This is a genomic window from Bacillus cereus group sp. N12, from assembly GCF_016483575.1.
Classification (GTDB): Bacteria; Bacillota; Bacilli; order Bacillales; family Bacillaceae_G; genus Bacillus_A; species Bacillus_A toyonensis.
The window spans coordinates 1-17943 of sequence record NZ_JAEHBO010000092.1; the positions used below are offsets into that span (position 1 = coordinate 1).

Here is a 17943-nt window from a genome sequence, read left to right on the forward strand (position 1 = left end):
TAGCTTCGTCGGCAGCGTCAGATGTGTATAAGAGACAGATATATGTGTTCCTATTTCATCTAATTCAAACTCTGTCGCAGTGTTACTAAGTAACTTATATGCTGCACTTCTTTCTATTCTTTCCCTGCCTACTCTTAATTAGATACTCATGATCTTCCATATCTCCAATGTACCTATTTAAATCTCTTCTTAATGCCGCAGTAATCTAGATACATTACTGCTTACCGCTCTTCATTTCAAGCGTTAAAATATAACTCCCTTTCAAACCTGCAACCTTTAGTTTTAAGAGGTCACTAATACGTAAACCTGTATTGTATAACTATTTTACTACATTGTTTGGGACAAATTTTAATATAAACCATATATTATCTATATTTATTAAACCTTTTCTGTTTTTGGAAAAGAGATACCAAAAACTGTTTTATTCCATGGACTACTTTCAACCCATATCCTGCCCTGGTTTTTTTCTACTAAGGATTTAGCAATAGCAAGCCCTAATCCGCTACCTCCATTAATAGAATTTCTTGATTGGTCACCACGATACATTCGTTCAAATACATGATCCAACTCATGTTCCGCGATTCCCTGTCCTTTATCCCAAACAAGCAATTGGAATTCTTGATTTGATTCCATGAGTTCTATCCCAAGTACTTTTCCTTCTCTCCCATATATAATAGCATTTTTTATTAGGTTATCTATAATTCTTATAATACTTAGATAATCAGCCGTGATAAAACATTTTGTTTTTGGTAAACTAAGCTTTAACTCCAAATTATTCTTCTTGATTTCAGGCAAATACTCAATTAATACTTCTCTTATAATCTCAGTTAACTCTAGAAATTCAGGATTTATTAAAACTTCATCTGCATCTAGCTTTGCCATATTAAATATTTCATTGATTAATTGCTTTAAGTTGCTGGATTTTTTTGAAATAATTTCAAGATACTCTTTTTTTTCTTCTCGAGAAACAGCTATATCATCTTTTAAAGCATCAATATATCCTATAATAGATGTAAGAGGAGTTCTGATATCATGAGAAATACTGGATAAGAGTCTTTTTCTCGCATTTTGAGATTTAATGGATTCGATTTGAACTCTCTCTAACTGTTCAATTAATTCATTCACAGAAAATATCATTTTATTAAATACATTACCTTCATTTACAATTATCCTTGTTGTTAAATTCCCTTTAATTACACGTTGTAATTCCTTAATCATTATTTTCAAACGATTAACGAAGTGAAACCTTATAAGTAAGAGAAAAGTCGTAAAGAAAAATAGTACTATGTACAAAACAAGTTTATTTATTCCTAATAGCTGGTTATTTAAATCTGTAAAAAAAAGTCCTATAATACATAATAGTTGAAGAATATTAAGTAAGATAATTTTATCGCTATACATTTTGGTCACCTACAAACTTATATCCTATTCCCCAAACTGTTTGTATTAATTGAGGATTAGAGGGATCCACTTCTATTTTTTTTCTAAGTTTTCGAATATGGACCATGACAGTATTATCATCCTCTAAATAGTTGTCCCCCCAAACATTACGGAACAACTGAGATTTAGTAAACACTTGCTCCGGATTTGAAGCGAAAAACCTTAGTAGTTCCATCTCTTTTGCAGTTAAAGGAATCTCTTCCCCCTCTTTGAAAACAGTATATTTTTTCATATCAATTGAGATTTCTTTAAACTCTATACGTGTTTGTTCTCTACCCCCTGCTTCACTTCCTAAAACTAAAAACCTCCTCATAAGAGCTTTAACTCTAGCTACTACCTCATTTATACTAAAAGGTTTTGTAATATAATCATCTGCGCCCATACTTAAACCTAATATCTTATCAGTTTCATGATTTTTAGCAGTGAGCATTAGAATAGGAACATTCGTTTTTTCTCTTAATTTTCTGCAGACCTCAATCCCATCAATTTTTGGCATCATAAGATCTAATATAAACAGATCATATTTGTTTTTATTAAATAACGAAAGAGCGTGCTCGCCATCTATAGCAACATCAACTTTATATAATTCTCGTTCCATATATTTTTTTAATAAATCTCTAATTTCTTTTTCATCATCCGCTATAAGAATTCTAATTTCTCGCAAAATAACACCTGCTTTCATAATTTCTATTATACATTTCCAAAATTATTGTGCTTATTCTCTTAAATTTACAGGTCATCAAAATAAGAAAATTGGCATTTCTTTAAAGAAATGCCAATTCTCAAAAATTAAACTGTTTCAAACGCCAATATGTCATTTATTATATTAGCATTCTTTTTAAGAATATCTAGGTTTGAATTTGATAACATTTCCATATGGGTTCCGTACCCTTGAATTATCCTGAAATTCTTAGTTGTAGCATTTTCCCACATTAAATTATTTTCATCTTCTTTTTCTTTTACTGATTTTATATAACTTATATTTCCATTAATACTACCATTTGTTGTTGTACTCTGTACATACATATAAGACTTCATAATTAATTCTATCAAATAATCACTAGCTAATTTTTCTAAATCTTTATATTTTTTCAAATTGAATTTTTCATGAAGTTCTCTCTTACACTCTTCCTCTGTATAAAGATTCTGTTCTACAATCGTACGGTATTTTGAATCAATAAGAATAAGATTTTCTACTTCAAACCCTTGTCTATTCAATTCTTTTGCCACATCGAATGCAAGTATTCCACCAGCTGAATATCCCACTAATGTGTACGGTCCTTCTGATTGAATATCTTTTATTATTTTAACATATTGTGCAATTCTATTTTCAGATTTAATAAAATTAAAACTGTAAACCGAATATGACTCAATATGCTTTGCTAGCCCCATATATGCTATTCCTATTGAAGCAGCAGGTGGGAAACAAAATAGTTTTTTATTGGTGCTTGTTGAGCAACTAAGTTGAATACAATCCTCTGTATAATCCTTTAACATTTCTTTTGCACCTTCTAAGAACGCTGAAAAACTTCGGACTGTAGGCTTATCAAATACATCTTTAAACGGTACTCTAAAGTTTAACTCTGCAACTATCCTTGAAACAAACGTCATAACGTTTAAAGAGTTCGCTCCGATATCAAATATATTAGTATTCATACCTATTTTTTTGATATTTAAAATTTCTTCCCATATACTAACAATTTTTTCTTCTAAATCATTTCTTGGCGGTTCGTATTCTAATCCATATTTGACATTTCCATCTGGTGCTGGTAATGAATGTATATCTATTTTACCATTTGTTGTCAACGGTAATTCCTTAAGCTGTGTAAAATACGCCGGTATCATATAATTTGGCAGTTCTTTTGATAAATATCTTCTCATCTCTGTAACAGTAATTGCTTTTTCTTTATTCTCTAAAACAACATATGCACAAAGATACTGACTATTCTCACCGTCTATTCTTGCAACAACTTTTGTTTCTTTTATATTATCTAATTTTAGAATTTGATTCTCTATTTCTCCTAATTCAATTCTATAACCACGAATTTTTACTTGATGGTCAGTTCTCCCTATAAATTCGATATTTCCACTAGGCAACCATCTTGCAAGATCCCCTGTTCGATACATCTTTGCTTCAGGTACATATGGATTTGATATAAATTTTTCTGCTGTCAATTCAGGTCTATTTAAATAACCTGTAGCAACACCATCTCCACTTATATAAAGTTCTCCTTCTACTCCTACTGGTAATATCTTTTGATTATCATCCAATATATAAATTTGAACATTATCAATTGGCTTTCCAATAGGTACCGATATGTGTTTATCGTCATTAAGGCTATATTTATAAATCATACAGCCAATTGTTGTTTCTGTTGGACCATACTCATTATAGATTTCAACATTATGATTGAAACTTTTTGAAATCTCTCTTGCTAACTCAGTCTTTAAATCTTCTCCACCCACTATTAATCGTTTTATACTTGAATTGCTGTTATCAATATCTCTTATCAACCTTAAATGAGATGGTGTCAATTTTACTATACCTACTCTATTATCCTTAAAGATTTGTCTTATAACTGGTTCATCCCCATCATTATTGTAAATAACTATTTTATTTCCAGAAATTAATGGTGTGAATATTGATGTAATTGTAAGGTCAAATGAGAAAGATGAATACAAGGCAAAATCTAACGCCTCTCCTTTGACATATTCCTTATTTGCCCATGTTATATAATTGACTAGGCCTCGTTGCTTAAGCATAGTTCCCTTTGGCATACCTGTAGAACCCGAAGTATAAATCATATAAGCTAGGTTGTTAGTATTACTTGTTACTTTTATATTTTCAGTAGAATAATGATTATACTCTTCATCTAAAAATATTATTTCTTTGTTTAATCTCACTGCATCTTTACCTTTTGTAAGTATTATATTTGTTCCACTATCCTCTACTATATACTTAATTCGCTCTTCAGGATATTCAGGATCTATTGGTAAATATGCTGCTCCAGATTTTAAAATCCCCATAATTCCTATAATCATCTCTAGAGAACGTTCAAGCATGATACCTACAACTGTGTCTGGTTGAACTCCTTTATTCTGGAGTATCCTAGCTATTTGGTTAGATTTTTCATTAAGTTCTTTATAAGTAAGTTGCTGCTTATCAAATACCACAGCTACCTTATTTGGAGTCCGTTCTACCTGTTCTTCAAATAAACGATGAATTGTTTTTTCTTTTGGATACTCTGCCTTTGTTTCATTAAACTCATTCAAGAAATAATGTTTTTCTTCTTTTGAAAGGATTTCTAATTGATTCACATTTTTATGTTCATCCTGCACAACTTGGTCCATAACATTTTTCAGATGATTTGCTATGTTCTGGATGAGTTTTTCTGAATAGAGATTTCCATCATATGATATTTTGAGAACAAGCTGTTCACCTGGAACGACAACTATTGTAAATCCATAGTTGGTTTGTTCAATCCCTTTAATATCCTTAAACACGAAACTACTCTTACTTTCTTCTTCCTGAAGTAAACGTTCATCAAGTGCATAATTCTCAAAAATCATTACATGATCAATTAAATCCCTTTTCAAATCACTAAGAGACTGTATATCTGAAAGATTCATATAGTTGTATGCTTGGCTTTCTATCGCTTGTTGCTGTACCTCTTTTAAAATATTTTTAAAGCTCTTCTGTTCTTTTATATTAATTCTCGTTGGAATTGCATTAATGAATAATCCAACCATTTTTTCAATTCCAGCTACTTTGGCATCTCTACCAGAAACGACAGAACCAAATACAACATCGTCTGTATGATTATACTTGGCTAAAATAATCCCCCATAAAGTTTGTAGCACAGTGTTTAGCGTAACATTATTTTGATTAGCCAATTCAGTCATTTCTTTCGTAAGTTCCCTTGAAAATTCAATGAGCGTCTCTTGTCCATGGTACTCTCTTGTACTATCAATTTTGAACGATGGAACTTTCGCAGGTTTTTGATATCCTGCTAAATATTGTTTCCAATATTGAATTCCCTCTTCTTTTTCCTGTTCTCCTAACCATCTAATATAATCACTATATGGTCTTGGCTCATCTAAATTAGGATACTGTCCTACTTGTTTGTTTCCATAGATATGGAACAATTCTCCCAAAATAATACCTCTGCCCCATCCATCGAACAAGATGTGATGATTACTCCATATAATTGTATAAGCCTTATCATCAGTTTGAATAAGTTCCAGTCTAATTAAGACATCTTTACTAAAATCAAAACCTTTTTCTCGATCTTGTTCAATGTAGGTTGTTATACTTTCTTTTTGCTGATTTATTCCTTGCTGTCTAATATCTCGGTATCTAAAGCCAATCTTTCGACCTTTTATAATTACATTTTTTGGTTTTTCTGTAATTTCATATTCAATTGCTGTCCGAAGGAGTTCATGTCTTTTCATAATATCGTTCAAGCTTTCCTCGAATAAGTTGACATCAATAAACCCTTTGACATCAATGACAAGTTGTTCAAAGTATGCACCTGATTTTGGATCTTCTAATGCATGGAATAGCATACCCTGCTGCATATTAGCTAATGGATAAATCTTTTCTATTTCTCCCCACCTATTTTTCGCCTTGATTTCCTCTAGTTGTTCGAAGCTTAATTCTTTGTCTCCGTAGTCAATTGGTGTTTTTTCAGCCTGTTCCTTAGAAATGCAATGATGGATTACATCACGAAGAGCATCCTTGAAAGCTTCTGTAAACTCCACTACGACATCCTCTGCATATACTTTTGTATTATAAGTCGTATCAATAGTGAGCTTTCCATCTAAGACAATAGCATTCATTTCTATAGGTGTTTCTCTTGTATGTTTACCTCCAATCGACTCTCCTGCCGATATCCAAGAAGAAGAAAAGATTGTATTATTGAGATCTGCATCCATTTGACCTAAGTAATTAAACAAAATAGGTGGCTGTTCAATATTCCATAAATCTGGATCTCCACTCAAATGTTTTAAAACCCCATAGCCTATTCCCTTATTCGGAATTCTTCTAAGAGACTCTTTCACTGTTTTAATAGTCATTGAAAGGTCCTTTTCATCTTCTAAATTGATGTATACAGGATATTTGGTTGTAAACCATCCAACTGTTCGGCTAATATCTATATTTTTTATAATCTGTTCTCTACCATGGCCCTCTAGACTAATCCTAATTTTATTTTCACCAGTTACTCTCCTTGTAGCTATTAAAAGAGCACTAATCAGTAAATCGTTGATTTCAGTATGATATGCTTGATTTGTTTCTCTTAACAATCGGCTTGTTTCCTCTATTCCGAGAGCGGTACTGAAAGTATCACTATCCTCATATCGGAATAGTCCAACTTCCTCTTTTTTCTCTAAAAAGTTAACATTATCCTTTAATGTGTTCACCCAATATTGCTTTTCTCTAAGGATTTTTGCACTCTTAGCATACTCGTTGAGCTGAGTGGCATACTCTTTATAAGAAGTCGTTTTGGGATAAAACGCTATTTGTTCTCCTTTCATTAGCTGGCTGTATCCAAGTGCAAAATCTTCAAATAGGATTCTCCAAGAGATTCCATCCACCACAAGGTGATGAATAATAAGTAACAGATGGTCTCCAACATTCGTCTTAAACTGTGCTACATTTACAAGAGGTCCTTCTTGTATATCAATTTTCTTCTGTAATATTGTCGCAAGTTCCTGAATCTTCTCATCTGGATTATCTTCTCTCGAAACGTCATAAACATAAAAACCAAATTGATTCTTTTCCACTTCTCGATTGAATTGAAGTACTTCATTATTCTCTTCTTTATAAATCATTCGTAAAGCGTCATGATGTACAAAAATTGCTTCCATAACTTCTTGTATGATTTCCTCACGGAATCCATCTTTCCTATACAACATAACTGCATGATTATAATGATTTACATCTTCTTTTCCATTCATAAAATACGCTTTTTGAATTGGAGTGAGTAACACATCTCCTGTTTCAATTTCATAAGAGCCTTCTTGTATTGTCTCAATATTGACGTAGTTGCTTAAAAGCTTGATTTCCGGATAGGTAAATAAATCTTTCATCTCTAACGTGAGACCTTCTCGTGATAAACGTGAGATAATTTGTAAAGCTTTAATAGAATCTCCACCCGAAGCAAAAAAGTTATGGCTAATCCCAATTGGCTTGACTCCTAATATATCTTCCCATACCTTTACAAGTTTTTCTTCTACCTGATTTCTTGGTTTTTCATAATCTACTCCCTTACTCACATCTGGCTCTGGCAAGGCTTTTTCGTCTACTTTTCCATTTGCCGTAAGTGGAATACGCTCCAGCTGAACAAAATAAGATGGAATCATGTATTCAGGTATTTCTACTTTTAAGTACGCTCTTAATTCTTCAAATGATAGGTCCCTCTGGGACGTAATATATGCACAGAGATATCTTCTGCCGTCCTGACCTTCTCGGTCAATCACGAATGCTTCTTTAATTTGTTTATGTTTAACTAAATGACGCTTAATCTCTTCTGTTTCAATTCGATAACCTCTTATTTTCACCTGGCCGTCTATCCTACCTGCAAGCTCAATTCTACCATCTGATAGTCGTCGAACAAGATCCCCTGTCCGATACATTTTTTTATTTGGTTCAAACGGATTTTGAACAAATTTTTCTTCTGTCAAATCTGCTCTGTTTAAATATCCACTTGCTACGCCATCTCCTGATAAGCATAATTCACCATAAACACCTTCTGGGACAAGTTTCATTTGTTGATCCACTACGTAAGCCTTCATATTCTGAATTGGTCTTCCAATCACAGGACATTCTTTGAAAGCTGCCATTGTATCATATTCAATAACATGATATACCGAACCAATTGTCGCCTCTGTAGGTCCATAGTGATTCATTACCACATGATTTGGGTAACGTGTATAGAATGTTTCAACATCTATTGGATTGATTTTCTCTCCACCTAACACGACTAATCTCAATGTATTACAGCTCTGATTATTTGAGAAACTCGGATCATTCACCAAGACGTTAAAGAGAGACGGTGTCAGTTTCAAATAAGAAATATCTTGTTCTTCTATATACTGTAATGCTTTCTGAGCATTAGTATATACTTCTTTTGTAACGAGATGCAGTTCACATCCATTTAAAAGTGATGAATATAGACTTGTATAACCCAAGTCAAATGCATAGGAAGATACTAACATTGCCTTATCTGTTTCTTTTAGATTCGCTTCCTTTGTAAACCAAGTCATGTAGTTTACAACGTTGTTGTGCTGAACACATACACCTTTAGGTGTACCAGTCGAACCTGATGTATAGATGATATACGCATTATGATTCCATTTATAATTGACTAATAAATTTGATGTATCCCTCTCTTTTATAGAATCATCTTCCATGGAGATTACTTCTCCATTAAATTGGAGAGTTTCTTTCATTTCTCCTTTTACTATCAATAGGCTAGCATTACTGTCCTTTAAAATGACATTCGTTCTTTTATCCAGTTGTTCAGGATCTATTGGCAAGTAAGTCGCTCCTGCTTTTAATACGGCCATAATTCCAATAATCATTTCAAGGGATTCTTCCACTAACATACCTACTGTTATACCTGGCTTTGCTCCTTTTTCTTGAAGCAACCTTGCCATTTGATTCGCTCTTTCATTCAGTTCCAGATACGTAAGTTTCTGATTTTTAAATACCACGGCTACATGGTGAGGTGTTCGTTTCACCTGTTCCTCAAATAATTGTGAAATTGTTTTATCTTTCGGATAATCAGCTTTTGTATCTTTATCATCCCGCAATAGCATCTGCACTTCTTCTTCTGAAAGCAACATAATATCCTGAATGCTTTGTTCTGGCTTCTCAATAATTTCTTTAAAAACCTGGATTAAATGTTTAGCTAATCTTTCTACAGTTTCCTTCTTAAATAATTTAGTTCTGTAATTTAATACACATTTGATACTACGCTCTTCTTCAACAGCGGTAAGTGTTAAATCAAATTTAGAAACATGCGCCTTCATTTGATATGGTGAGAAAGTTAAACCTTGTATTTCAAAATCATCATAGTCAAAGTTTTGTAAGACGAACATTGTATCAAACAAAGCACTTCTGCTCATATCTCTCTTTAAATCTAATTTTTCAACTAATTCATCAAATGGATAATCCTGATTTTCATAGGCTTTTAAAGCATTCTCTTTAACTTCTTTTAAATAATCTTGGAATGAAACGTCTCGTTTTGGATAATTTCTCATCGCAAGAGTATTAACAAAAATACCCATAATCTGTTTCAAATCTTCATGAGGTCTTCCTGCGATTGGAGATCCCACTACGATTTCCTCTTGCCCCGTATATTTTGAAAGCAGTGTTGTGTATCCCGCTAACAGAAGCATGTACAGCGTCACACCATGTTCCTTCGCCATCTTCTTAAGATTAACATATATGTCACTATCGATTTCAAAATGTACAAGGTCACCTTCTGTACTTTGAATTGGCGGTCTTTTATAATCTGTCGGCATATTTAGTACTGGTACTTCTTCTTTAAATACATGCATCCAATACTCTTCTTGTTTTTTCATTTCTTCTTGAGTAAACAATTCTCTTTGCCATACAGAATAATCTTTATATTGAATGCTTAATGGAGATAATTCTTTCCCGTTGTATAACTCAGCTAATTCCTGTGTAAAGATCCCCATTGATACACCATCTGATATGATATGGTGCATATCTAATACCATCACGTGCTCATCATTTGTAATATGGATGATTTCAACTCGTAAAAGAGGAGCCTTCTCCAAATCAAATGGTTTAACAAACTCATTGATCATATCATCTAGCTTATTTGTACCCATTTCTCTATACGTCACTTGGAAATCTATCTCTTTTTCAATCTTTTGAGCTGGTTCACCATCTACCATTACAAAAGAAGTTCTTAAAGCCTCATGTCTTTCAATTACTCTATGAAACGCTTTCTCAAATTGACGTATATCCAAATCACCTTTTATTTTCATGGCGAACGGTATATTGTAAGATACTCCGCTACCCTCTATTTTGTTTAAAATATAGAGTCTTCTTTGTGCAGATGAAAGTGGATAATAATCTTGTTCTTCTACTTTTTTGATGGATGCATATACACTTTCTTTTGTAGAGTCAATAAATTCTCCAATCCCTTTTATAGTAGGTGTTTGGAAGATTTGTCGTAAAGGTATCTCCACCATAAGTTCCTTATGGATTTTAGAAACCATCGTAGTTGCTTTAAGAGAATGACCTCCTATTTCAAAAAAGTGCTGGTTGATTCCGATTTTTTCCACTCCTAAAATTTCCTGCCAAATGGATACAAGTCTTTCTTCGACTTCATTCCTTGGTGCCTCATACTCTACTCCCACAACTGCACTTTCATCAGGTTCTGGTAAGGCCTTTCGGTCCACTTTTCCATTTGCTGTAAGTGGTAGTTTATCCAGCTGAACGAAAAACGTAGGAATCATATACTCTGGAAGCTCTTGCGCCAAAACTTTCCGAATTTCTTGTAACATGGATTCTTTTTTACGTGTTTCAGACGTAAAATAAGCACATAAATATGGTTGACCATTATTATCCTCTCTTGCAACGACAACGGCTTCTTTAATCTCTTTCTGTTTCAAGAGTTGATTCTCTATCTCACCAAGTTCAATCCTGAAACCGCGAATTTTCACTTGATGGTCAATTCTACCTAAAAATTCGATATTCCCATTAGGCAATAACCTTGCAAGGTCTCCTGTCCGGTACATCCTTTCCCCTGGAATGAATGGGTTTGGAACAAACTTTTCCGCCGTGAGCTCTGGTCTGTTTAAATAACCACGTGCCAAACCTTCCCCACTTACACAAAGTTCACCTGCAACTCCTAATGGCACTAAATTATTTTCCATATCAAGGATATAAACCCTGTTATTACTTATTGGTTTACCAATAAGTACCTTCTGATCTTCCTGTTTTAATTCACATATTGTAGAACAAACACTATTTTCTGTTGGTCCATATTCATTAAACAATTTTACGTGAGGCATTTTCTGAAAATGTTTTTTAATTAGATTTTCATTAAAACCTTCACCTGCAATTGTCACAAATCTCAAATCTACTAAAGGCTTATCAATAGTGTTTAATAGATTATTATAATAGCTTGGAACAGCTAACAAATTAGTTACTTTATTACTTTGAATAATATTTATAAATTTACTGAAATTCATTCTTATATCTTCTATTAAAATTAATTTACCTCCAGAAAGCAAAGTAGTAAAAATATCTTCAACAGAGCTGTCAAAAGAGAAAGAAGGCATCTGTAACGTAATATCACTTTCACTATATTGATATGATTCTATTCTCCAACATAACGTATTGAGAATAGATTTATGATTCACCATTACACCCTTTGGTTTTCCAGTTGAACCTGAAGTGTATATTATATAAGCCATGTCAGAGGATTTATTTAGACTAGGTAAGTTTTCTTTAAATCTATCCTTAATCTTTTGTACATTTATATCAATACAAGTTAAATCATAATCTACTTGTTTATTTTCTTGTTTTAACAATATTTCTATACCACTGTCTTCCAACATATATCTTATTCTATCCTCTGGATACTCAGGATCAATTGGAAGGTATGCTCCCCCGGCTTTTAATATTGCCATCATACCAACTATCATTTCAATCGAACGTTCAACCATAATACCAACCACAGTATCAGGTTTCACACCTTTTTCTCTTAGCAGAGCAGCGACTTGATTAGACTTTTCGTTAAGTTCCCAATAAGTCAATTGTTTATTTTCAAACACAACTGCAATATTTTCAGGTGTCCTTTCTACCTGTTCTTGGAACAATTGATGTATCGTCTTCTCTTTTGGGTAATCTACTTTTGTATCATTAAATTCATACAATAAAGTTGTTCTTTCTTCTTCTGCAATTATGTCTATTTCATTTATTTTCTTATTCTCATCTGCAATCACTTGTTCAGTTACTTTTTTAATGTGCATTTCGATATTATCTATTATTTTGTCATCATAAATATTTCCATCATAAGTTAAAACTAAATTTAACTTCTCACCTGGAGTTGCAGCAATACTAAAACTATAATTGCTCTGCTCTTCTGCATGTAAATCTTCTACCTTAAAACCTATATCCATTTTTTCATTTCCGGCAATACGTTTATCAACAGCATAGTTCTCAAACACAATTATATGATCAATAAGATCATTCTTTAATTTACTCATTGCTTGAACTTCAGCTAAATTCATATAGTTATAATTATTGCTAGCTATAGCTTCACTCTGTACAACCGTTAAAACTTCTTTAAACTTCTTATTCTTTCCAAGGTTTATTCTAGTTGGAATGGCATTAATAAATAAACCAATCATCTTTTCAATTCCGTCTACTGGTGCTTCCCTTCCAGATACAATAGTTCCAAATACTACTTCGTCTGTATTGTTATACTTCGCCAAAATAATACCCCAAATACTCTGGAATACTGTATTAAAGGTTACGCTATTCCTATTAGCAAGCTGTGTAATCTTATTTGTTAGTTCGCTCGAAAATTCAATTACTTTTTCTCTTCTTAAATACTCACTATTATTCTTAGCAATCTGTAATTTTGGTATTTGCGCTTTCTCTTCATAACCATCTAAATATTGCTCCCAATAACTTTTGCCTTCTTCTTTATCTTGCTCTTCTAGCCATTTTATATAATCGCTATAAGGTTTCGTTTCTTCTAACTCATATTCTTCACCATTTATTAATTTTCCATATACAGTGAATAACTCACCTAATACGATTCCAAGACACCAACCATCCAATAAAATATGGTGATGACTCCATACCAATTTATATAAGTTTTCATCTGTTCTAATCAAACATACTCTCATTAAAGTATCTTCACTTAAGTTAAATCCCTTTTCTGTATCTTCTTCTCTATATTTTTTTATGAATAACTCTTTTTCTATAGTTCCTCTTTCACTTATATCGCAATATTGAAAACCTATTTCTCTATCCGCTATTATTATTTGTCTAGGCTCCTCAACTATTTCATATTCAAATGATGCTCTTAGTATTTCGTATCTTTGCATGATTTTATTAAAACTTGTTTTTAATACCTCTACATCAACGTATCCTGTTATATCCATAACAGTTTGTTCAAAATATGCTTTTGAATTTTTGTTTTCCAAAGCATGGAACAGCATTCCCTTTTGCATATTTGCTAACGGGTAAATCTTTTCGATTTCGAAATCTTTATACTGTTCTTTAATATCCTTAAGTTCACTTAGAGTTAATTTAGTATCTCCATAGTCATAAGGCGTTTTGTCCACCTCTATTTGACTAACACAATGATCAATTATAGTTTCAAGGCTTTCTTTAAACTTATCATTTAATTTCCTGATTGTTAGTTCATCAAACTCTAGCTCATTAAAGGTAGTATTTATAACCAATTCATTATTAATAATTATTGAATTCATTTCTATCGAATTATTTCGTGAAATCTTTCCTCCAATTGTTTCCCCATAAGAAAATTTTGATTCAGAAAATGCATTTCTGTTAACATCATTATCCATTTCACCTAAATAGTTAAATGAAATTGGTGCTTTTTGTTCATTTAATAGGTACTTCTCTTTTGATAAATATTTTAGTATACCAAATCCAATTCCCTTGTTAGGAATTTTCCTTAAAATTTCTTTTACCATTTTTATATTAGTAGCAAGATCGGTCTCATCGCCTAAATCTATAAGTACTGGATACATAGTTGTAAACCAGCCTACAGTCCTACTAATATCTACATTTTCTAAGATATCTTCTCTTCCATGTCCCTCCATATTTATTTTTATACAATTTTCACCTGTTATCTCTCTAGTACCTAATAATAAAGAAGTTAACAATATATCATTTATTTCTGTATTGTATGCCCTATTGGATTTTCTTAATAAACTGATAGTCTTTTCCTTATCTAAAGAAATACTAACGGTTTTACTATTTTCGAATGTATCACTTTTAAGCTCTTTTTTTCTAGGTATAAATGCAACCTCAGTTTTTGCTATCTCTTGCCAATACTCTCTTTCCTTTAATAATTTATTGCTACTAACATACTCCCTCAACTTAGAGGAAAACTCTTTAAAGGATTCAGTTTTGAATCCAATGTCTAACTTCTCACCTTTTAAATCCTGAGAATATAGAGTTTCAAAATCTTCTAATATTATTCTCCATGATACTCCATCTACTACAAGATGATGAATGGTAATAAGCAGATGATCCCCTTGATCCGTTTTAAATAAACAAAGATTAACGAGTTTACCATTTTTAATGGAAGATTTCTTTTGGATATTTGTCGCTAATTCATATATTTTCTCTTCCTTATTCACTACTCCCTCAACATCATGAACGTATAAATCAAAGAGGTTATCCTTATAGCCTCTATTATACTGAATGATCTCTCCATCATTTTCTCTATAAATCATTCTAAGGGCATCATGCTGTTCTAATATCTTATTAAAGACTTTCTCTATTCTCTTTTGATCAAATCCATCTTCCCTAAACAGCATAAATGATTGATTAAAATGATCTAGTTCTTCTTTATTTTTCTCAAAATACCATTTTTGAATTGGAGATAATATTACTTCTCCTGTAACTATTTCATAAGGTTTTAACCGTTTGTTTTGCTTTTTCACATACTTACTAAGATCTTTAATTTTAGGGTTTGCAAATAGATCTTTCACTTCTAACTTAAGATTTATTCTGGACAACCTGGACACAATTTGCAGAGCCTTAATAGAATCTCCACCTGATACAAAGAAATGATGATTTATCCCTATATCCTCTATGCCTAGGATATCCCTCCAAATCTCAACAAGATGTGTTTCAACTTCATTTCTTGGTGCCTCATATTCTACCCCTGATTGACTACTTCTATCTGGTTCTGGAAGTGCTTTTCGATCCACTTTATCGTTTGATGTAAGTGGTAACTGGTCAAGTTGAACAAAATAAGAGGGAATCATGTAATCAGGGAGTTCCTTTTCTAAAAATTCTCTTATCTTAGCTGAAGATATTGCTTTTTCAGACACAATATAAGCACTTAGATACGTATGATTTTCCTTGTCCTCTTTTGCTACTACTACGACCTCTTTTATATCTTGATGTTTTAACAACTGGCTCTCTATTTCACCAAGTTCTATTCTATACCCACGTATTTTTACTTGATGGTCAATTCTTCCTATGAATTCAACATTTCCATCAGGCATCCATCTTACAAGATCACCCGTACGATACATTTTTTCCCCACTGACGAAAGGATTGTCCACAAATTTCTCGGCAGTTAAGGCCGGATTATTTAAATAACCTCTTGCCAATCCATCTCCAGTTACACATAACTCTCCTGTTACTCCAATTGGACAAAGCTGATTATACTTATTTACTATATAAACTTTAGTATTATACACCGGTTTTCCAATTGGAATATTATCATCATTTTTATTCATTAAGAAACTTGTAGTTACTACTGTATTTTCGGTTGGACCGTAGGCATTTACAAGCTGATAGCGGGTATTCTTATTTAAAATTAACTTTTCGCCACCGGATACTAACATTCTTAAAGAATGATTATCTTGTAATATAAATTGTTCACTTACCTTAGATGGGAATGTTGCAACTGTTATGTCTTTACTATTCATATATTCATTTAATTTATCTAGATTAAGCCTAATATCTTTGCCTAAAACGTGCAAAGTAGCTCCGGTGATTAAACAAGGGAAAATTTCTCCAATAGATGCATCAAATGAGACTTTCAAATAGTTTGTAATTCGATCTCTTTCTGTTATTTTATGAAAATCTACATACCAATTACATAAATTGACTAAGGAATGATGTTCCACTAACACCCCTTTTGGTAAACCCGTGGAACCAGACGTATAAATGACATAGGCTAAATCATTTCTATTATTACGCCTTTCCATATTAATTTGCTCTTGTTTTTTTATTGTTTCATCATTAATTGAGATTTTAGTTATACATTCATTATTGGTAAAATGAAGTTTATCGTATAAATGAGTCTGCGTTAATACGAACTTTGTGTTACTATCTTCTACCATATATTTAATTCGCTCTTCAGGATATTCAGGGTCTATTGGTAAATATGCTGCCCCTGATTTTAATATCCCCATGATACCGACAATCATATCTAAAGAACGTTCCACCATAATTCCTACAATCATTTCTGGGTGAACACCCTTATCATGAAGTAATCTGGCTACTTGATTGGATTTTTCATTGAGCTCCTTATAAGTAACTTGTTGCCCCTCGAATTCTACAGCAACCTTGTTTGGAGTTCTCTCTACCTGCTCCTCAAATAATTGATAAATGGTTTTATTCTTTGGATAATCCATATCAGTTTCATTAAATTCATTCAAAAGGATGTGCTTTTCTTCTCCAGAAAGCATATCTATTTGACCTAAACAAACTTCCTGATTACTAGCAATTTCTCTTAAAATACTAACAAAGTGCTCTGATATTTTAGCTATTGTCTCTTTCTTAAACAATTTTGTACAATATTCTAAATCAAATTTTATGATGTTATTAGTTTCTACTGCTGATAATGTCAAATCAAAATTTGCTATATTAAGTTCACTATCATATGTTTCAAAACTTAACCCTTTAATCTCTTCACTAGAAGTATCTAGGTTTTGTAGCACAAACATCGTATCAAATAATGCACTTCTACTCATATCTCTTTGTAAGTCCAGCTTTTCAACCAATTCATCCAAAGGATAATCTTGATTTTCATAAGCCATTAATGCATTTTCTTTTACTTCTCTTAAATAATTACGAAATGTTTTATCTTCTTTTGGATAATTTCTCATCGCGAGGGTATTCACAAACATTCCGACAATATTTTTCAAATCATGATGGCTTCTTCCTGCAATTGGAGATCCTACCACAATATCATCTTGACCCGTATATCTTGAAAGTAAAGTTGTATATCCAGCTAACAGAAGCATATACATGGTAACCCCATTTTCTTTTGCAATTCTATTAAGCTTCTTTGTCAACTCACTATCTATTTCAAAACTTCTTAGGGACCCTTCAACACTTTGTGTCTGCGGCCTTTTATAATCTGTTGGCATATTTAAAATTGGTACTTCTTCTTTAAAAACATTCATCCAATATTTTTCTTGCTTCTTCATTTCCTCTTGAGTAAACAAGTCTTTTTGCCATACTGAATAATCTTTATACTGTATATCCAATGGAGATAACTCTTTCCCTTCATACAGTTTACAGAGCTCACTATTTAAAATATGCATTGAAACTCCATCTGAAATGATATGGTGCATATCTAGGACCATCACGTGCTCATTATCTGTGACATGTATGATTTCAACCCGTAAAAGAGGAGCTTTCTCCAAATCAAATGGTTTAACAAATCCATTGATTATATCATCTAGCTTATCGGTACCCATTTCTCTATACGTCACTTGGAAAGCTATGTC

Annotated in this window: 3 protein-coding genes and 1 pseudogene; all 4 read right to left on the reverse strand. The window is 32.5% G+C overall.

Annotated elements, in window-relative coordinates; all coding sequences use genetic code 11:
• A pseudogene (locus JDS92_RS31100) lies at positions 1-313 on the reverse strand (tyrosine-type recombinase/integrase); the annotation flags it as partial.
• A 65-nt stretch (positions 314-378) separates the two neighbouring features.
• The gene (locus JDS92_RS26225; protein WP_176549972.1) at positions 379-1401 is read right to left on the reverse strand and encodes a sensor histidine kinase; all 1023 of its coding nucleotides are present in this window, start codon (positions 1399-1401) and stop codon (positions 379-381) included.
• Positions 1394-2104 carry a response regulator transcription factor gene (locus tag JDS92_RS26230; RefSeq protein WP_097959390.1) on the reverse strand — a complete coding sequence of 237 codons (711 nt, stop codon included), beginning with the start codon at positions 2102-2104 and terminating at the stop codon, positions 1394-1396. The genes JDS92_RS26225 and JDS92_RS26230 overlap by 8 nt, the downstream gene beginning before the upstream one ends.
• Before the next feature lie 125 nt (positions 2105-2229).
• The coding region (locus JDS92_RS26235; protein WP_199632760.1) for a non-ribosomal peptide synthetase at positions 2230-17943 on the reverse strand (15714 nt) is incomplete at its 5' end.